Source organism: Sphingobacterium pedocola (assembly GCF_015209965.1).
Taxonomy (GTDB): Bacteria; Bacteroidota; Bacteroidia; order Sphingobacteriales; family Sphingobacteriaceae; genus Sphingobacterium; species Sphingobacterium pedocola.
Genome location: NZ_MU158690.1, coordinates 398,082 through 418,197 on the forward strand (window position 1 = coordinate 398,082; position 20,116 = coordinate 418,197).

At 41.6% G+C, this 20,116-nt stretch carries 15 protein-coding genes; 13 read left to right on the forward strand and 2 right to left on the reverse strand.

Annotated features, from left to right (window positions below; all coding sequences use genetic code 11):
- Positions 1-87 precede the first annotated feature (87 nt).
- From xseA to radA, 3 genes are read left to right on the forward strand one after another with little or no spacing between them, the layout of a single operon-like run.
- The gene (xseA, locus tag C4F40_RS11815) at positions 88-1,359 is read left to right on the forward strand and encodes an exodeoxyribonuclease VII large subunit (protein ID WP_196939603.1); all 1,272 of its coding nucleotides are present in this window, start codon (positions 88-90) and stop codon (positions 1,357-1,359) included.
- Positions 1,349-1,585 carry an exodeoxyribonuclease VII small subunit gene (gene xseB / locus C4F40_RS11820; protein WP_196939604.1) on the forward strand — a complete coding sequence of 79 codons (237 nt, stop codon included), beginning with the start codon at positions 1,349-1,351 and terminating at the stop codon, positions 1,583-1,585. Before xseA ends, xseB begins: the two co-directional genes overlap by 11 nt.
- Positions 1,586-1,633: 48 nt before the next feature.
- A complete protein-coding gene (radA, locus tag C4F40_RS11825; protein ID WP_196939605.1) occupies positions 1,634-3,013 on the forward strand; it encodes a DNA repair protein RadA in 1,380 nt (459 codons plus the stop codon).
- Positions 3,014-3,532: 519 nt separating this feature from the next.
- On the opposite strand, the gene C4F40_RS11830 is transcribed toward radA, so the two are convergent.
- Complete coding sequence (locus C4F40_RS11830) at positions 3,533-4,201, reverse strand: TlpA family protein disulfide reductase (RefSeq protein WP_196939606.1); 669 nt, start codon at positions 4,199-4,201, stop codon at positions 3,533-3,535.
- A gap of 36 nt (positions 4,202-4,237) precedes the next feature.
- Here C4F40_RS11830 and C4F40_RS11835 point away from each other — a divergent pair, with 36 nt between their 5' ends.
- The 3 genes from C4F40_RS11835 to C4F40_RS11845 all read left to right on the forward strand — a co-directional run bounded on the left by C4F40_RS11835 (position 4,238) and on the right by C4F40_RS11845 (position 8,863).
- The gene (locus C4F40_RS11835) at positions 4,238-5,386 is read left to right on the forward strand and encodes a methionine aminotransferase (protein WP_196939607.1); all 1,149 of its coding nucleotides are present in this window, start codon (positions 4,238-4,240) and stop codon (positions 5,384-5,386) included.
- 123 nt (positions 5,387-5,509) lie between these two features.
- Complete coding sequence (gene nagB / locus C4F40_RS11840; protein ID WP_196939608.1) at positions 5,510-7,432, forward strand: glucosamine-6-phosphate deaminase; 1,923 nt, start codon at positions 5,510-5,512, stop codon at positions 7,430-7,432.
- 285 nt (positions 7,433-7,717) lie between these two features.
- Positions 7,718-8,863: an ATP-binding protein gene (locus C4F40_RS11845; RefSeq protein ID WP_231390043.1), complete on the forward strand. Its 1,146-nt coding sequence runs from the start codon at positions 7,718-7,720 to the stop codon at positions 8,861-8,863.
- 87 nt (positions 8,864-8,950) lie between these two features.
- On the opposite strand, the gene C4F40_RS11850 is transcribed toward C4F40_RS11845, so the two are convergent.
- Positions 8,951-9,880: a helix-turn-helix transcriptional regulator gene (locus tag C4F40_RS11850; protein ID WP_196939610.1), complete on the reverse strand. Its 930-nt coding sequence runs from the start codon at positions 9,878-9,880 to the stop codon at positions 8,951-8,953.
- Between the two features lie 261 nt (positions 9,881-10,141).
- On the opposite strand from C4F40_RS11850, the gene C4F40_RS11855 reads away from it, so the two are divergent.
- The 7 genes from C4F40_RS11855 (at position 10,142) to C4F40_RS11885 (ending at position 20,104) form a co-directional block, all read left to right on the forward strand.
- Entirely contained in the window at positions 10,142-10,525 is a 384-nt protein-coding gene (locus C4F40_RS11855) for an HU family DNA-binding protein (protein WP_196939611.1), read from the forward strand.
- A 552-nt stretch (positions 10,526-11,077) separates the two neighbouring features.
- Positions 11,078-13,501, forward strand: coding sequence for a TonB-dependent receptor (locus tag C4F40_RS11860; protein ID WP_196939612.1), 2,424 nt, complete (start codon positions 11,078-11,080; stop codon positions 13,499-13,501).
- A 26-nt stretch (positions 13,502-13,527) separates the two neighbouring features.
- Complete coding sequence (locus tag C4F40_RS11865) at positions 13,528-14,970, forward strand: hypothetical protein (RefSeq protein WP_196939613.1); 1,443 nt, start codon at positions 13,528-13,530, stop codon at positions 14,968-14,970.
- A gap of 101 nt (positions 14,971-15,071) precedes the next feature.
- Positions 15,072-15,545, forward strand: a complete 474-nt coding sequence (locus tag C4F40_RS11870; protein ID WP_196939614.1) for a hypothetical protein — start codon at positions 15,072-15,074, stop codon at positions 15,543-15,545.
- 138 nt (positions 15,546-15,683) lie between these two features.
- The gene (locus C4F40_RS11875; RefSeq protein ID WP_196939615.1) at positions 15,684-17,213 is read left to right on the forward strand and encodes an ankyrin repeat domain-containing protein; all 1,530 of its coding nucleotides are present in this window, start codon (positions 15,684-15,686) and stop codon (positions 17,211-17,213) included.
- Between the two features lie 214 nt (positions 17,214-17,427).
- Positions 17,428-17,913: a DUF2271 domain-containing protein gene (locus tag C4F40_RS11880; protein WP_196939616.1), complete on the forward strand. Its 486-nt coding sequence runs from the start codon at positions 17,428-17,430 to the stop codon at positions 17,911-17,913.
- A 7-nt stretch (positions 17,914-17,920) separates the two neighbouring features.
- The gene (locus tag C4F40_RS11885) at positions 17,921-20,104 is read left to right on the forward strand and encodes a PepSY domain-containing protein (protein WP_196939617.1); all 2,184 of its coding nucleotides are present in this window, start codon (positions 17,921-17,923) and stop codon (positions 20,102-20,104) included.
- Positions 20,105-20,116: the final 12 nt, after the last annotated feature.

The following is a 20,116-nucleotide window of genomic DNA, read 5'->3' on the forward strand; positions in this document are numbered from 1 at the left end:
TGATTCTAGTATACTATATCGTTCAGAGGAATACATCTGGTACTCCATTTGGTTTGTAAATTCAACACATTTTAGTTAAGTTTGATTATGCCGGAGGTCATTGATAGTAAAACAATTTTTTCGTTATTAGAGGTGTCACGCAGTATTCAGAAAACAATTGCGGATCGCTATAAGAATCTGTACTGGATCAAAGCCGAAATGAATAAATTGAACCATTATTCGCACTCCGGACATTGTTATCCCGAGTTGGTTGAAAAGAAAGACGGTAAAATAGTAGCTGAGATTCGCTCCATCCTTTGGAAAACAGATTTTAATCGCATCAATCAACAATTTATAAAGCTACTTAATGAACCCTTGCGAGATGGTATTACCATACTATTTCAGGCCGGTATTTCGTACGACCCGATGTACGGATTAAGCCTTCGAATCGTCGATATTGATTCAACGTTTGTCTTAGGAGAACTTGAGCGGGAAAAAAAAGAGAGCATCTTGAAGCTGCAGCAAGAAGGTATTTTCGGTACCAATAAGAAATTGCCCTTCCCGGCAGTTCCCAAACGCTTGGCTATTATTTCTGTCGAAACGAGCAAAGGCTTATCCGATTTTTACAAAATCATCAATAACAATCCCTGGGGATACCGGTTCGAAACAACCTTATATCCCGCACTCTTACAAGGGGATAAATCCATTCCTTCTATCGTCAAGCAGCTTAGTGTATTAGCAGAGCGTATGGATAATTATGATGCGGTTGCCATTATCCGAGGAGGGGGGGGCGAAGTTGGCCTGTCCAGCTACAACAATTATTTACTTGCCAAAGCCATTGCCATGTTCCCTTTGCCTGTATTAACAGGTATCGGTCATTCGACAAATGAAACAGTAAGCGAAATGGTTGCCTATAAAAATGCCATAACCCCAAGCGAACTTGCTGATTTTCTAATTCAGAAATTTCACAGTTTCGCGACTCCGTTGGATCAATCCCAGGAGAAACTTGTTTATTTTTCCAAACAGATATTTGACAGGGAACGGACCAGTATTGCACAGTCGATGCAGCGAATCAGTTGGAGCAGTAAAAATAAAATTGCGTCCGAAAAACACGGTATCCTCATCCTCACACAACGTCTACAGCTCTTTAGCGATCAATTCTTACGGGAGAAACATGCCAACCTCGAACATCTCGGCCGACTCGTTAAATTGGCCGATCCAGCACAATTATTAAAAAGAGGGTTTAGTATTACCAAAATGAATGGAAAAGTTGTGACCCATATCAACCAGTTGCAAGAAGGAGATCAAATCGAAACCATTTTTATTGACGGAAAAATTACTGGTACAGTTACACATAAAGAAGAAGATCATGGCAAATAGTTATACCTATACAGAAGCTTTTGAAGAGTTACAGATCATCGTAGCTGAAATTGAAACGGGGAAAGTAAATGTAGACGAACTTTCTGAAAAGATTAAACGGGCATCTCAATTAATTGCCGTTTGCAAAGCAAAGCTTACTGCAACGGAAGCAGAAGTAGAAAAGCTGTTGGCGGAATTGACCGAACAACTTCCGCAATCAGATTCAGCGCTGTCAGCAGAAGAATAGTGTTTTTCGTTTAATCTAAAGCACCTTATTTTTTAGTATTTTCGTACAATGGCAAAATCAAAATCAGCATATTTCTGTCAATCCTGTGGCTATGAGTCTGCCAAATGGCTGGGACAGTGTCCTTCCTGTAAGCAATGGAATTCTTTTGTAGAAGAAGTTGTCGAAAAGTCTAGTTCTAAAGTCCCTGAATGGCGAAGTACCGCTGCTTCTCCCAAAAGAGCCAATAAAGCGGCGATCATACATGAAATCGTTTATCAGGACGAACATCGGTTAGCCACGCCCGATAAAGAGTTTAATCGGGTTTTGGGCGGAGGGATAGTCCCCGGGTCACTCGTATTGATCGGAGGGGAACCCGGTATCGGTAAATCCACCTTAATGTTGCAGCTCGCTTTAAATATACCGCAGGTAAAAACCCTGTATATATCGGGAGAGGAGAGTGAGCAACAAATTAAGATGCGCGCCGAGCGGCTGGTACAACATTCCAAAGCCAATTGTTATATCCTCACAGAGACATCTACACAGAATATATTTAAGCAAATCGAGATTATAGAACCCAATATTGTTGTTATTGATTCCATTCAGACACTCCATTCGACGCAGATAGAGTCCGCCCCGGGTTCAGTTTCTCAGGTCCGTGAATGTACTGCAGAATTGTTGCGCTTCGCCAAAGAAACCAGTACACCCGTATTTATCGTAGGGCATATCACTAAAGATGGCGCTATTGCAGGACCAAAAGTGTTGGAACATATGGTCGATACCGTACTGCAGTTCGAAGGAGATCGTCATCACGTATATCGGATACTTCGTTCTGTAAAAAATCGCTTTGGATCTTCTTCCGAATTGGGCATTTACGAAATGCAGGGCTCAGGATTACGGGAAGTGTCTAATCCATCCGAAATTATGATGTCACAACGTGACGAACCTGTCAGCGGTGTAGCAATCGCAGCAATGTTGGAGGGGATCAGACCGTTGATGATTGAAGTACAGGCATTGGTTAGTAATTCTGCGTTCGGGACACCACAGCGTACAACTACAGGCTTTGATGCCAAGCGATTGAGTATGTTATTGGCGGTGTTGGAAAAGCGATTTGGATTTCGCCTGAGCGCACAAGACGTGTTTTTAAATATAGCTGGAGGTATTCGTGTAGAAGATCCCGCCATAGATTTAGCCGTTATAGCAGCGTTGATATCTTCTCAGCAAGACATCCCGTTGCCAACGAACGTCACTTTTGCAGGTGAGGTAGGTTTGTCGGGAGAGATCCGAGCTGTGAACCGTATAGAACACCGTATAGCCGAAGCCGAAAAGCTAGGGTTTGACGGTATATTTATTTCCAAATACAATGTAAAAGGACTGGATGTCAAAAAATATGATATCGCTATCCGGCCCATGGCTACATTAGAGGATCTATTCAGCACTTTATTCGGATAGTGTTTTTCTTCTTTGTTTGAATGATATGTGTACTAAAAAGGAAGGTTTTTTTTAATCAAATTTCTTTTGTCGCTTAGACCGCGACGGGTCCGTACTTTTGTCTTGCCAAAAGTAAGCAAAAGCGCGTCGCTGTGCCGGCTCGACAAGACGGTTCACCATTCCTGCTGTTGTCGACCCGCCAAGACGACATTTTTCGGTGATAAAAGGATAGTGCTTGATTCTTAAATATTATTTTATACTTCAGCTGGATTTAAAAGGACGACCTAGGTCGATGTAGCGTTAAGAAAGCTTTTGGATTTGCGTTAAGAACAGATCTACAAAGTGCAACGGCTCAGATCTGTTTAGTAAATCCAAAAGCTTTTAGCGTAACATTGGCCCAGTCTTGATTTGTTTGTTTCTTTATTCATCAAGGAATAAAGAAAGCCTCGTCGCGGCGAGCGACAAACTATATGAAAAAACCTTCCGTTAAATCATTCTTGCTGTCGCGTCGTCATTGCTCTCTGATTCCCGTATCCAGCTCTATTTCAGCACTTCTCTTAGCTTATTTTTTAGTGCCTCCCCATGAATATTCTTCGCGATGATAATCCCTTCCGGGTTCACCAGTACATTCTGTGGTATTGCTTTGATACCATACGTCTGAGCAGCTCCACTGTTCCAATACTGTAGATCTGAAATATGTTTCCATGTTAGCTTATCGTCCTCGATAGCCTTTTTCCATGGGCCGAACTCCCTGTCCAGCGAAACACCCAATATCTCAAAATTTTTGTTTTTGAATTCGGTATATGTAGCCACTAAATTGGGGTTTTCTTCTCGACATGGGGGACACCATGAAGCCCAAAAGTCCACCAATACATATTTACCTTTGAGATCCTGTAGCGAATACGGTTCGCCGCTTAGATCCAGTTGCGTAATACCTGGGGCCTTTTTCCCAACGGAACTATTTTCCAAGGCATCCAAATACCTTTCGAAAACTTTACCTTCATTGGATTTTTTTACCTTTTTATCCAACCCTTTAAAGAGCGTTCGTAGCTCCTTATAGTCTGGATCATACCCGCCCACACGTTGAATTAAGCGGAGTGTTGCAATTTCGGTTGGTTTATCCTTTATTTGTGTAAGGAGTTCCTCTTTCGACTGAGCAAACAAAAGAACCGGAATCATTAGCAATAGCGAAACTAGTAATCTAATCATGTCATTAAAATTTACGTAAAGATAAAAAAGATATCTATGAAAAATGCCTTCTCGTCCAAGCTTCCACAAACCGCTGTGAGCATCTTTTCACAGATGACCGCTCTTTCCAATACCTATGGTGCGGTCAACTTATCACAGGGCTTTCCCGATTTTCCGGCCGATCCAGAATTAATCAACCTTGTGACTGAGTATATGCACCAAGGGTTTAATCAGTATGCGCCCATGCCGGGCATAATGGCACTTCGACAGACTATAGCAGATAAACAGGAATACCTGTACCGTGTACAAGTAAACCCCGAAACCGAAATTACAATCACTTCAGGGGGTACCCAAGCGCTTTTTACCGCGATAGGTACCGTGGTAAGTCCCGGAGATGAAGTCATTATTTTCGAACCCGCGTACGACTCGTATAAACCCAGTGTAGAAGTTTTCGGCGGAAAAGTAATCCCCATTCGCTTACAGGCTCCTGCATTTAAGATTGATTGGAATGAAGTGGAAGATTTGATTTCGGATAAAACGCGACTTATCATCATCAACAATCCCAATAATCCTACAGCAACCGTGCTGACACAAGAAGATTTAGCAGCTTTAGAACGGCTTATAGCAGACCAGAATATTTACGTATTGAGTGATGAGGTGTACGAGCACATCGTTTACGACGGACGCGTCCACCAAAGCATAATTCAGTATCCCGGGCTACGTGACAAGGCATTTATAGTAGCCTCTTTCGGGAAGCTGCTGCATACGACCGGATGGAAATTAGGCTATATCATTGCGCCCTCATTGCTCACCGCCGAATTCAGAAAAATTCATCAGTTCAATGTGTTTTCTTCGAATACACCGATGCAATATGCCGTTGCACGCTATTTGGAACAGCAAGAGCGATATTTGAATTTATCGTCCTTCTTTGAAAAAAAGAGAGATCAGTTGATTACAGGGTTAAAAGAAACGAGATTTAATGTTCTGCCTAGTCAGGGAACTTATTTCTTGCTAGTCGATTATTCCAGTATCAGCGATCAAAATGAGTTGTCCTTTGCTCAGTATCTCACAAAAGAATACAAAGTAGCGATGGTTCCGGTTTCAGCCTTTTATTCCGGAACTTGTAACCAGCACCTCTTGCGGATCTGTTTTGCTAAAAAAGAAGAAACATTGGCTTCTGCTGTCCAGTATCTAAAAAAGTTATAGTATGACAAACGATTGCTAAGACGAAAAACGCAAAAACCTGCAAAAAAAATGTTAGTTTATTGACAAAACGAGGTTTTTATTTCTAAATTTGCTATTCACGTTCTAAATTATTATTCCTTATCAATGGCAAGATTAAATTTGTTAGAGGAAACTCGTTTTGAAAAAGTGCCTGTAAAGGTATATCCGGATCAAGATGCTGCCTCGCTAGATGTTGCAAGACGTATTGCTTCCATTATCAAAGAAAAACAAGAAAAGGGTGAGACCGCTGTATTAGGTTTAGCTACAGGGGCAACTCCGATTAAAGTCTACAAAGAGTTGGTTCGTCTTCACAAAGAAGAAGGTTTGAGCTTTAAAAATGTAGTGACGTTCAACTTGGACGAATACTATCCAATGCAGCCAACAGCCGATCAAAGCTACGTTCAGTTTATGAACAAACAGTTATTTGATCACATCGACATCCCTCACGAAAATATCCATATTCCAGATGGAACGCTGGCGTTGGAAGAAGTGCCTGCATTCTGTGAAGGATATGAGCAAAAAATATCTTCTTTCGGGGGGTTAGATATTCAGGTTTTAGGTATCGGGCGTACTGGTCACATCGGTTTTAACGAGCCAGGATCTGCACCCAATTCAGGGACACGTCTTGTTACATTGGATGATTTGACAAGAAGAGATGCCTCCCGTGATTTTGGTGGTAAAGAAAACGTACCGACCAAAGCAATCACTATGGGTGTCGGCACCATCTTCAAGGCCAAGGAAATTATTTTGATGGCTTGGAACGAGAAGAAGGCAGAGATTGTAAAAAAAGCAATAGAAGGTGAAATCTCTTCTGATATTCCAGCAACCTATCTGCAATTGTCAGACCATGTAGAGTTTGTGTTGGATCAGGATGCCGCATCCTTACTAACACGTTTTGACTTACCTTGGCTGGCTGAAGACGTCATCTGGACAGAATCGCTAGCAAAGAAGGCGGTGGTTTGGTTATCATTACACCTTGACAAAGCCATCCTGAAGTTAACGGACGATGATTACAATAACCACGGTATGGCACAGCTTGTAACCGAGCAGGGACCAGCATATAACATCAATATCCGTATTTTCAACGAATTGCAACGTACCATTACAGGATGGCCGGGGGGTAAGCCCAATGTCGATGATAGTAGCCGTCCAGAGCGTGCGGAGCCCGCGAGAAAGAATGTATTGCTGTTCTCTCCACATCCCGATGATGATGTAATCTCGATGGGTGGTACCTTCATCCGTTTGGCCGATCAGGGGCATAACGTTCACGTAGCCTATCAGACTTCGGGTAATACGGCCGTATGGGATGATGATGTATTGCGTTACCTGGAATTCGTTATGGATTTTGCACAGGCCATTGCCGATGATAATGGCACCACGCGTAAAGTTTACGAAGAGGCACGAGAATTTTTCAAGACAAAACAACCAAACCAGGTTGATCCCGAAATCATTCGCATCACCAAAGCATATATCCGTAAGGGCGAAGCCATTGCAGGTGCACGCTTTGTAGGGCTTCCTGACGAAAATATACATTTTCAGGCGCTTCCATTCTATGATAGAGGTAAATTTTCAAAAGAGGTATCTTACGAAGATGATATCCAGCAAACCATAGAATTGCTTCGCAAGGTAAAACCACACCAAGTTTTTGCTGCCGGTGATTTTGCTGATCCACATGGAACACATAAAGTATGTTTCGATATATTATTTGAAGCCTTACACCGCTTATCGAAGACTGATGAATGGACAAAAGACTGCTGGCTGTGGTTGTACCGTGGCGCATGGCACGAGTATCCAATTCATGAAATAGAGATGGCAGTGCCACTTTCACCACAAGAGGTAAAACGTAAACGTTTGGCCATATTCAAACACCAGTCACAGAAAGATCTTCCGGTTTTCCCGGGTGATGATCCACGTGAATTCTGGGTGCGTGCCGAAGACCGCACCAGCGATACCGCAAACCTATACCATAAGTTGGGTCTTGCCAATTACGAAGCGATTGAAGCTTTTGTACGTTGGAAATTTGATTAAAAGTTATATAGTAAAAAGAGAGGGAGCTGCTTTTAAGCAGCTCCTTTTTCCTTTAAGATTGGCGTTTGTCCTCTTGTCGTTATTGGATGGACTGCACGTTGTTTCCTTCGAGATTACTTCATAAGGGGTCCACAAATTTACCCTGCGGTGAACCTCATTTCGTTCTATCACTTCATTTATGGGTTAATTTTGATTTACTCAATATATTGAGTAAATTTACTCAGTGTATTGAGTAAATTTAAAAAAATGTTCGAAAGACCTTATTTACAAGAGCTTACGAGGAGAATGCAAGAGCCAAGAAAGTTCATTCAAGTGTTAATGGGCCCTCGTCAAGTAGGAAAAACCACATTAGTCACCCAACTCACAAAAAAATTAAGTACGCCTTACCTTTTTGTTTCAGCAGATGCTGTCCCCGCTTCCGATAAGAGCTGGCTTTCGGCGCAATGGGATACTGCGCGCATACAGATGCAGCGAAAGGAAAGTGCTGAATTTTTGTTAATCATCGATGAAATTCAAAAAATAGGCAATTGGAGCGAAACTGTAAAACTGCTTTGGGACACAGATACACGAACAACTACAAATCTGAAGGTTATTTTATTAGGCTCATCTCGTTTACTTCTTCAGCAAGGATTAACCGAATCGCTAGCAGGTAGATTTGAAACAACCTATATGGGTCACTGGTCTTTGACAGAGATGGAACAAGCCTTTGGCTGGACTGTGGATGAGTACGTTTGGTATGGCGGATATCCAGGATCAGCAAGTTTAGTCTCGGATGAGGAACGCTGGAAACAGTATGTCGTTAGTTCTTTAATTGAAACCAGTATCTCAAAAGACATCTTGATGCTCACTCGGGTGGATAAGCCAGCGCTCATGAAACGGCTATTTGAAATTGGATGCAACTATTCTGGTCAGATACTATCTTATACCAAGATTATGGGGCAACTATTAGATGCCGGAAATACGACTACACTCGCCCACTACCTTGATTTATTGGATACAGCCGGATTATTAAATGGGTTGGAAAAATTTGATAGCAAGCTTATACGCAAACGATCGTCCAGTCCTAAATTCCAAGTACATAATACGGCTCTTATTAGTGCGCAACGATTAGAAACATTTCAAGAAGTACGGTCTCATCCCGACGCCTGGGGAAGAATTGTTGAATCAGCAGTCGGAGCGTACCTTGTCAATAGTTCTTACGCATCCGGATTTAAGGTGTATTATTGGCGTGAAGGAAATCATGAAGTGGATTTTGTTTTGGAATATCGTGGTAAAGTAATAGGTATAGAAATAAAAAGCGGACAGGCACAAAAAACATCCGGGATGCAAGTATTTCACAAAACCCAAAAGCCCGATCGGGTTCTTTTAGTTGGTGATAGCAACTTGCCATGGCAAGAATTTTTGCAGTTAGAGATCAGTACCTTATTTTAATCAGGCAGTTCGCTGCGAAACTTAATGAAAGCATCCAAGTCAAACAGACACTACTGGATATGATTAAAAGAGGTATGTTCTCATTGTTTATACAGAAAGAAGGGGAAAGACGAAGCTTTCGAATTCCCAAACCCTTAGGAAAGCTTCATGAAAAGCTAAAAATCCATACTTTAACGAATTGGGAATAAAGCCGAAATATTTTTTAAATGCTGTCGTAAAGTGAGTCGCATGCTTATAACCCGTTAACCGTGCAACATCCGATATACGGTGGTTTCCGGTCATGATCAGCTTTTTGGCATACAGCATTTTCGTTTCCAGAGTAAAGCTCATTACCGTTTTGCCGACATGCTGCTTGAAATATTTTTTTAGGTATTGTTCATTCGTGCCTATCAATTTTGCGAGGTCGCCTATGCTGTGGTTTTGGGTGAGGTCTTCCTGAATGATTTTTTTTGCCTCAATGACCTTATCCAGCAGTTGGTCTTTAACGATAGCTTTATTTTCTGAAAGCAGTATTTCCACCTGTAAGGCCAGTGCCTCCAATAATAGGCTGTGGGTTTTGATGCTACTCAGCAAGTCTTCACTGGCGTACAGCGTTGCGATGCGTTGCTTTATCAGGTCAATGCGGCTGTTGGTTCGAATTACCCATATGTCGGAAGAGCGCATTATCCCCGTATTATGGTGTGCGTCAAGGTATTCCTTGGGGATAATGAATGCCATGATTTTTACATTTTCCTTTATTGTAGAAATATCGAGCAGCTGCCCTGTCGTTACAAGATGAACGTTGGTATGGTCGCATGCTACCGAATATTGCCGGTTACCTACAGCATAAGAACAGGGATCCTGTCCTTCGATACAGAATATATTTAAGTAGCCTGATATAGGTAGTATAAGTTCAGATACAGTACCTCCATTCCAGATGCCATATTGCATAACAAGGCTCAGCTCAGAGAAGAAGCTGTTTGCTGGCAAAGGCGTTGTAAATGCTGAAAATGAATCGTTATTATCTAGTGGAGTCATCTTGCTACCTTGATTAATGGTCTGGTCTTAATAGATGTTATTTAGACTTGTTCCAAGCTGTATACAAACGTAATGAAAATGCTTTGCATTTACAAACGCACTAATTTCCACTTCAAGGGGTAAAATTCCGCCAAAAAGTTTTTTGGACTTTGCGAATTTTGGCGGGATTTTACCCCCTCCGCGCCAGACCGATGTACGATGTTTGTATCGTTGCAACAAGAGTTCGTAAATGTTTAGTGTTTAATTTAAATTTTTGTAATTATGGCAATTAAGTACAATGTCGCCGAAATCGGCAAACCGGGAGATCCTACGGCTCCCAAAAAGTTCTACGCACGTCCGGTAAGTGCCGGAGAAATCGTATTGGAAGATTTAGCTTCTGATATTTCACATGCTTCGTCTATAAACGAAGCCGATGTATATGCTGTGCTGCAGAGTCTGCTCAGGGAGATTCCGCGCAACATCTCGCGGGGATACATTGTCCGTCTGGGCAATCTGGGTTCCTTTCGTCTGGGCTCGAACAGCACGGGCACCGATACAAGGGAAGAGGTCAACGCCACGAACATCGTTCGTACACGTTTGATTTTCCACCCGGGCAAGCAGCTAAAGACGCTCCTGCAGGGTTTAACTTTTAAGAAAACCGAGTAGTTCGCCTTTTTGAATTACAGGCCGAGTCTGCATCTATTGGGTGCAGACTTTTTTTTGCCCTAAAAAAAGCCTAAAACGACTGTGTTAAAATAAAAAAACGCTTCGTAAACTTTCCAAAACCTGTGGACAAGTTGACAAAGTTCACGAAGCGTTTTGAAAAATGACTTCGGCGAGTTTTAAAAACGGTTTTTTTGGACTTTTTTGATTAAAAACCTATATCATAGATTAATTTAATTAACCCAAAAATACTAGGGTTAAGCATGCTGAACGCAGTAAAAAGTGTAATAAATTTAGCAACCGTGCGAGCCAGCTACGTGGCAATATCGCACTACTCAGTTCGCTTGATAGCTCAAATAAAATGGTTACGCCAGCTCATTGACCTCCTTACTTTATGAGCATCGACTATTTATGAGTGTAAGATATTTCTGATTGTGAAGCTTTTTTTTCCGAATGCGTCATTCTTCTATTTAGAATAATTCTAATTTTGCGTCGTTGAATTTTATTTAGACTTGTTCTAAAAGAAATTTGAACATACTATATTAATCTGTATTAATGAAACAATTTTATTCTACGGTCCTTTTCATTTTGTTTTCGGTGCTTACGTTTGCACAGACGGGGGATATAACTGGCAAGGTACATTTAGAAGATGGTACACCGTTGAGCAATGTCACGGTTCGTGTCGTCGGAACGGAAATAGCAGGTATGTCGAATGACAAAGGTTTCTACACCTTAAAAAATGTTCCGTTTGGAAAGCAAGAGATCCGCGTTTCTTCGGTAGAAATTGATCCAACGACGTTGACTTTTGTCGTGAAAAAGGCAAAAGAGCATTTGGATGTACACATCAGTCCAAAAGGTGATATCACATTAGATGAGGTGACTGTTAAGGGCATGACAGTTAAGCGGGAAATGGAAACGAGCGGCTTTGCGGTAGCTGTTATTGAAACCAAGGAAGCGTCGCTAAGAAACCTGACTACTAATGAATTGTTGGATCGTGCGGTAGGTGTGCGAGTAAGACAAAATGGAGGAATTGGATCTCAGATAGAGTACAATTTGAATGGTATGTCCGGCAGTGCCGTCGGAATATTTCTAGATGGAACTCCTATCTCGACCTTTGGATCTTCTTTCAACCTAAATAATATTCCTCCAGCAATGATCGAACGTATCGAGGTCTACAAAGGTGTGTTGCCATCTCATTTGACTGGTGATTATGTTGGTGGAGCGATCAATGTCATCATGAAAAAAGATGCCTCGGCTAATAGTGTTACAGCAGCAGTGTCCTATGGCTCATTTAATACCTTTCAGACGGATATAGGAGCTTTGTATAGAGATCAAAAATCAGGTTTTACAACAAGAATTTCCGGTTTTTATACCTATACCGATAATAGTTACGAGATGTGGGGTAAATTTGCCATGAAAACTGATGCTGAGCTAAAATTGACAAGATTTAACAGATTTAATCGGTTCAATAATACGTACAAATCTATTGGAGGACGTTTTGAGTTTGGTTTTACAGATGTGAAATGGGCTGATCAATTTTTCTTAGGATATAACATATCAGATACCTACCAAGATATTCCGCATGGAACAACTATGGCACAACCTTATGTGGGAAGATTCAATGAGTATCAAGCGCATGTGTTTAGTTTGAATTATAATAAAGCAAATCTGTTTGTTGATGGATTGACACTTAATGTGAATGCAGTTTATAGTAACAGAAGCACCTATCTACAAGATACGGCACGAACGATGTATAATTGGGATGGAAGTCCTATGGAGCGTATATTTAATGGTGTGCCAACACCTTGGGTTAAGAGGCCTGGTCAGGGACAGCAAGGTGTTGCTACTATTACTAATATAGACCGAAAGATTATAAATGCCCGTACTAATTTGTCGTACACCGTTGCGCATGGGCATCGTTTATCTTTAAATCATAATTTGAATTCCACTCGCCGTGAAGACGAGGATTTGCTCAATCCGGATGCTCCGTTAAATTCAGGGAATGACCGTAATACTTCAACGAATATATTTGGATTTAACTATGAAGCGCAGACATTAGGTAATAAGTTGAGGACGAATCTTCTTGCAAAGTATACTATTAACCAAAATCATTATAATAATGCGGGGCAGGTGACCACTGTGACTAATAGCAATCCCGGATATGGCATCACTGTATCCTATAATGTGATACCTAAACTATTTGTGATAGCTTCTAATGAGAATACGTTTATATCTCCAAGAGATGAGCAAATTTTTGGAAGCCCGGAAACAAATATTTTAGAAAATCTGGATTTGAAACCTGAGAAAAATGTCAATTATAATTTAGGTTTTAGATACACAGCTTTAGAAGGAACGAAAAATAAGCTTTCGCTTTACGCAAGTACTTTTTGGAGGAACGGATATGATAAAATAGCGGTGCAGGCCGTCGATTCGGTAATTGCGGGGCGCGAAAGTGATGCCAACATAGAAACATCAAAGTATATCAATCTTGGAAGAACCCAATCTAGAGGATTTGAAGCAGAGGTTATTTATGTGTATGATAATAAGCTAAATGCACTAGTTAACTTTTCCAGATTTAACTCGTTAATGAAGGTAGAGCTTGATGAAAATGGTCAACCCCATCGTTTGTATAATAGACAATTGCCTAATGAGCCTTTCTTTATGTTAAACGCAAGTTTGCAATATCGAATAAACAACCTCATTCAGCGAAAATCAACTTTCAATATTTTTTATAACTCTGGCTATGTAGCACCTTTTCAGACGGTCTGGATTGATTCGGATAAATGGTTTACTACTCCAACACAATTTTATCATGATTTAGGGGGGAGTTATCGTACACCGAATGGTCGTGTGGTAGTTAGTTTGGATTTGAAAAATATTACAAATGCAGAAGTATATGACAATTTTGGTGTTCAGAAGCCAGGACGGGGTGTATACTTAAAATTGAATTATATGCTGAATAATTTTAACAAAAAATAATAGCTAACAATAACTTTTAATACAAGATGAATAAAAATCTACTAAAAACCGTATTGTTCGGTTCGGCGATTGTACTAGGTACAATGGTATCCTGTAATAAGAATGACGGGCCAGATGACACTGGAGGAGGTGCTTCCGGTCCAGATAATAGCCCAAGAAAATACATCACGTTGACAGCTGCGTTTCCAGATGCAGAAACTAATACAGCAGGCAATGGAGGATCATTGGCTTATGCTTTAACACTGGAAGAAGCCCTCGATGCATCAAAAGAAGTTAATATATGGACAAATGGATATGGTTTGCGCTCTCAAAGAACGGCGCGTGTGCAAGGATCTGTCAATGGTAATTTTTTGTACAATATACAATACACAGGTGTTAACGGAGGTATCTTTAATAAATATCGAGTGTCAGGTGGCAAAGCTTTTGAAGATACGAACGAAGAGTTAAATGTTTCGGGTGTCTTAGGTACATCTCCTCGTTGGGTCAAAGCTGCTGAAGGAATAGGAGTAGGCGTAAATATCTCTGGTGCATCTGCACCTATCGATCCGGTAAAAGCAGAAGCTGGTACACAGACTTATGAATATACACGAGGTACAGCCAGTATAGCGCTTATAAATTTGGATGATCCGCGGGTGCCTAACACCACTGAATTTGAGTTTCCTCTTACCCAAGCAGAAAAAGAAGCCGGTTATTCTGTAGGCCGTCTTGATGTTCCTGTAATACGTGGGAATAAAATCTTTATCGGATGTGCAGTTAGCAAGGCAGATCCTAATAAACTTGTAAAAACAGTAAACTCAGAGACACAGGCTGTAACCTGGAGCTGGGCTGGAGATGCTCCTAATATAAAAGGTACCGCAACGTTAGTCGTTGATTATCCTTCTTTAGCCAATCCGAAATTAATTTGGTCTACACAAAGTACATATGGTAACAATAGCTACCGTACGATGACGCAATATATAGGAACAGATGGTCATATATACCAATCAACAGGTGTTAACACAACAAGTTATCCTCACATTTTACGTATTGACAAAAACACGAACGATTATGACAATACATATTTATTTGACTTGTCTCAAGCTTTAGGAACCGGTAATCTTACAGGTATCAGGGCTTGGAGATATATTAAAGACGGCATTGGTATTGTTTTGTACACTGAAACAGGTGTTGCTGGTGGCTATGTTGCGCTTGTGGATTTGAATGCGAAGACAGCGACAAAGTTGACTACAGAAAACCAAACCGATGGAGGTTTCTCTGGTCTTTCCGCATCTCAAAATGGAGGTACGGCTTTGCAGGGGTCGCTTAGTCAGTTCCAAAATATTGGTCTTGCCGGCGATTATGTATATCTCCCGTTGACACCTAATGGTAAGGACGGAAATCTATATCTTGTCAATTGGAAAACTAAAACGATAGCCAAAGGAATTAAACTGAAGGGGCAATCAGGTAGTTTCTATTTGGGCGCTTACTAAGCTTTTCAATAACAATATTTTACATCAAATCAGGTAGGGCATCAAAACCTTACCTGATTCTTGCATAATACAAATCCGTAATTAAGTTATAGAACAGCCCCATGAAAACGATATATTATTTCCTGCTTTCCATGGCTCTTTTTTCCTGCAGTAAGCCCGAAAATGATACCGAAATTAATGCAAATATCGGTACATTTACATTTGGTGAGGGTGAAGGCTATACCATTTCTGATGACAGGATAAATATTACAACGCAGTACCGGGTCAAAGAAAATAAACTAGTCGAAGTAACATATACAGATGCCGGAAAAGTAGAAACACTGTTAAATGCAGCAAAGACTAGTACAGGTATCCAGTTAAAAAAGACACCTATTCCCGAGTTCTTGTTAGAACAAGAACAAAACAGAATGGTATTTGGCTGCAATGCCTGTGCAAATTTAAAGAACTTCTATGTGCATGTTGAAATCGATGGCGATAAATACTATTGGAGTTTTGACCAAAATATGGAGACGCTTCCGGTTGAATTACAAGACTATGTAAAACAAGTTAAAGAAACCATTAATGCGATTAAATAGCCGCGAACAATGTGTCTCGTTGCTTTTATTATAAATTCAATACCAAATACAATGAAATCATCATGATTTATTCAAACCACAGAGGGGTATGAATAAATCTGATAGCTTCATTACATTTAAAAAGCAAATTATATACATATGAAAAAAATATTTCTAGCATCACTTTTATTCGCTTCGGTATATGCCACCGCACAGCAATCCAATACCAATACACTGATGTCGCCTGATTTTTGGAAAACGAAACCGACGATAGAGCAGGTAAAAGCAGAGATTGCTAAAGGGAATAGCCCATCACAACCCGATGCAGCGTCCTGGGATCCAACAGCACGAGCTATTCTTAACGAAGCTCCTTTAGCAACCATCAAGTTTATGGTCGAACAAGAAGGCAATGGTGTAGCCAAAAAGACACACCACAGCGCATCTTATTTACACTGGGCGGCAGGAAGAGGAAATGCCGAACTAGTTAATTATCTCATCGAAAAAGGTTCCGATATCCATCTAAACGACAGCCATGGTCGCTCCGTTATCGAGAATGCTGCAGTAAGCAGCACGGATAACTTTGCAGTTTTGGATGCACTTTTCAAAGCTGGTGTAGATCCAAAGCAGAAATTCGGTGATGGTGCTTCCTTGTTATTGTTAGGAATTTCTACAGATAATAACCTTGCTAAGTCAGACTATTTTCTGTCTAAAGGCTTGTCTTACAGCGATACAGATGAATACGGAAGTACTGTTGTTGATTATGCTGCAAAGTTGGGTAACAAAGAATTAATCGAAAAATTAATTGCTAAAGGTATAAAGCCAACAAATAATGCACTATTCTTTGCAACACAAGGTTCCCGGGCGCACCAAAATGGCATCGAGACCTACCAGTACCTAGTCGAAGAATTAAAGTTAGACCCAAAAGCTATCTATCAAAAAGACGGTTCTACGATCCTGCACCCTTTGGTACGCCGTCCTAACAACGATGTCATCAACTACTTCTTAGCCAAAGGTGTGGATGTCAACAAAAAAGATAACGAAGGCAATACCGTATTGGCCACTGCAGCCAGTGGAACAGATGCGGCGTTAGTAGCTACGTTAATAGCTAAAACTACAGATATCAACGCCGTCAATGAAAAAGGAGAGTCCGCGCTGACCAAAGCTGTTGCCAACAGCACAGCCGAGATCGTTTCATTGCTCGTAGAAAAAGGTGCAGACATCGATGTAATCGATCGCGACGGCAACAACCTGGCCTATCACTGGTTTAACTCATTCAGGGACGTCAGACCAGGTGGTATGGGCGGCCCACAGGGCGGGCAAGTAGGTGCACAGCCTCGGACCGACGACTTTGCCGACAAGCTCGCTATTTTAAAGGCAAAAGGTCTTGATGTAACCGTGCCACAAGCAAATGGGCGCACCTTGTTTCATTTGGCCGTAGCCAAAGAAAATGTGAATCTCATCAAGAAAGCAGCCGAATTGGGTGCGGATGTCAATGCGCAAGATGCAGAGCAGACTACTGCATTACATAAAGCCGCTCTGATAGCCAAAGACGATAGTCTCTTAAAAGAGCTTGTCGCATTAGGCGCAAAAAAAGATTTGAAAACAGAATTCGAGGAGACAGCCTATGATCTGGCTCAAGACAACGACTTTTTGAAAAGCAATAATATAGCGGTTGATTTCTTAAAGTAAATTGCGCCGTAATTATTCATGCCGTACCTTGTCACCCCGGCTTCGGAGGGATCTGAAGCTGTATAGGTCGGCAATGAATGGCGGATCTAAAAGCGACTCCGTCATTGCGAGGAGGTGCGACGAAGCAATTCCGCAAAGTCTAACGCTTCGGTGCGCAATGATGTATATTACTTGATGCCAATGTAATTCCTTGGTAGTCATAAAAAATAATAAGATGAAAATACACGTAAAACTTATATTAGCAATCTGCAGTTTATTTTTAGTTGCCAATCAATCTTTTGCCCAGACGAGTAAATACAAGTGCATGATCCAGATGGTAGGGTACCAGGGCGAAAAAGCATACGTCATTCTCTCACTGATCAATCCCAAAGGCGAATACGAAAAGACCCTTTCGGTACTTGGTCCTGATAAACAATGGTTCAATACCTTAAAGGAATGGTACAAATTTCAGTCCAAGACAAAAGAGAAAATCAGTGCCGTCACTGGTGCATCGGTGGGCGGTGGCGACCGTGCCGTGCGTACCATCGAAATAGATGATGCTAAACTGAACAAAGGGTATAAGCTGCGCTTTGAGTCCGCAGTAGAAGAACAAAAATACCACGTAAAAGATGTAGAACTCGCTGTGACGCCCCAAGGGCTGGTAGAACGTGCCACCGGCACGGGATACATCCGTTTCGTGAAATTAAGTAAAGTTCAGTAAGAAGCAAATGACCCTATCCATCTGGCGGTATGCCCATCTGGCTTTAGCCCTAGTTTCGGCAATGTTCCTGTTGATACTTTCGGTGACGGGAGTTATCCTGGCTATTGGGGCGGTGGATGAAAAAACGCAAGGGTATAAAGTCAATAATTTTGATGAAATAAACCTTGCACAGACCGTACCGGCACTGTGGGAGGTATATTCCGAAATAACAGAACTTACTATAGATCACAATCAGTTCGTGACTATCGATGCTTTCGATGAGGAGGGCAATTCGCTCAAAGCCTACATCGACCCCCGAACCGGAGCAGTTTTAGGAGAAGTAAAGCCCCAAAGCGATTTTATACAGTGGAATATTGCACTGCACCGTTCGCTGTTTTTGAAAGAAACCGGACGTATCATCGTCGGCGTTGCATCCTTTCTGCTTTTTCTGATTACGATTTCCGGCGTTGTGTTGATTGCCAAACGCCAACAGGGACTTCGAAATTTCTTCGCGAAGATCAATAAAGACTTCTTTGCCCAGTACTTTCACGTCGTCAGTGGGCGGATTTTTCTGATCCCCGTGCTGATACTAGCCCTCACAGGGACCTACCTTTTTATGGTCAGGGTAGGTTTGGCCGGAGGCGAAAACAAAACTGTTGATTACGCATTAAACGAGGCGGTGGCAGAGCAGAAAGCGTTAGCCGATTTTCCCGTTTTCAACGAAACACGGCTGGCAGATGTGGAGAAAATCGAATTTCCATTTATGCCCGACGATGCCGAGGAGTTTTATGTGTTAAAATTAAAAGATAGGGAACTGTCTGTCAATCAGATGACAGGCGAAATTGCAGAAGAAACCCGATACCCTTATAGCTTGCTTTTGGAGAAGCTCAGCCTAGACCTGCATACCGGGCGAACGAATGCGATTTGGGCAATTGTTTTGGGTCTTGCCTCGCTCAATATCCTCTTTTTCATTTATACCGGATTTGCGATTACCTTCCGCAGAACAGGAACTAAAGTAAAAAACAAGTTCAATGCTTCCTCAGCCGAATACGTATTTTTGGTCGGAACAGAAAACGGCAGTACACTATCTTTTGCCAATAAAATCCATCAGCAGCTACTGGCCCTCGGATATAAATCCTTTCTGACCGAGATGAACAAGTTTACACGCTTTCCCAAAGCGACACATTTCGTGGTTTTCAGTTCTACGTATGGTTTGGGTACAGCACCGGCAAATGCGATAGATTTTGACAAACTGATTGCCAAGTTTCCACAAAATCAACCCGTGCAATATTCCGTCATCGGGTTCGGATCAAAAGCCTATCCCGACTTCTGTGCCTATGCAACACAGCTCGACGAGCTGTTGGCACGACAAAGTTGGGCGATACGGATGCTTGATCTGCATACCGTAAACGACCGCTCCGTAGAAGAATTTATGACCTGGGTGAAGGCATGGAATGGGAAAACCGCCTGTGGATTAGGAACTACACCCGCCCTGTACGCGACGAAAGTAACCGGATTGAAGAAATTCACAGTCTTGGAAAAAACCGCCGTCACCGAAGATAACGCAACGTTTAGAATTACTCTGAAGCCACAGCGCAAGCAGGCTTTTCAGTCGGGCGATCTCCTAGCTCTCTACCCAGCAAACGATGGCCGTGAGCGGCTCTATTCCATCGCTAAAGTAGGCAGTAATATACAGCTTATCGTCAAGTTGCATCCCGGCGGATTAGGATCCCGGTTCTTATATCATCTCGATGAGGGCAATAGTACATCTGCCCGGATTGTCATTAACAAGGGGTTTCATTTCCCGAAAGATGCACCCATTGTCGCAATGATTGCCAATGGCACCGGAATTGCGCCATTTATTGGCATGATTAAGGAAAACAGAAGACAGATTCCGGTTCACTTATATGCAGGCTTTAGGCACAACAATATCTTGTCGAAGCAATACGACTCCTTTGCCCAAAAAGAAATGGCTGCCAATAGATTGGTTGGTTATTACAGTGCTTTTTCACGTGAGGAAAACCGACAATATGTAATGGATTTGATCCGAAAGGATGCAGTATTCTTTTCCGAATTATTAGAAAATAAAGGCGTCATTATGATTTGTGGTTCATTGGCGATGCAAAAAGACGTCGAACAACTGCTTTGTGAGATACTTCAGGCCAAAGACCTAAGCAACTATAAAGCACAGATTTTAACGGATTGTTATTAGTTTAGTAACTGG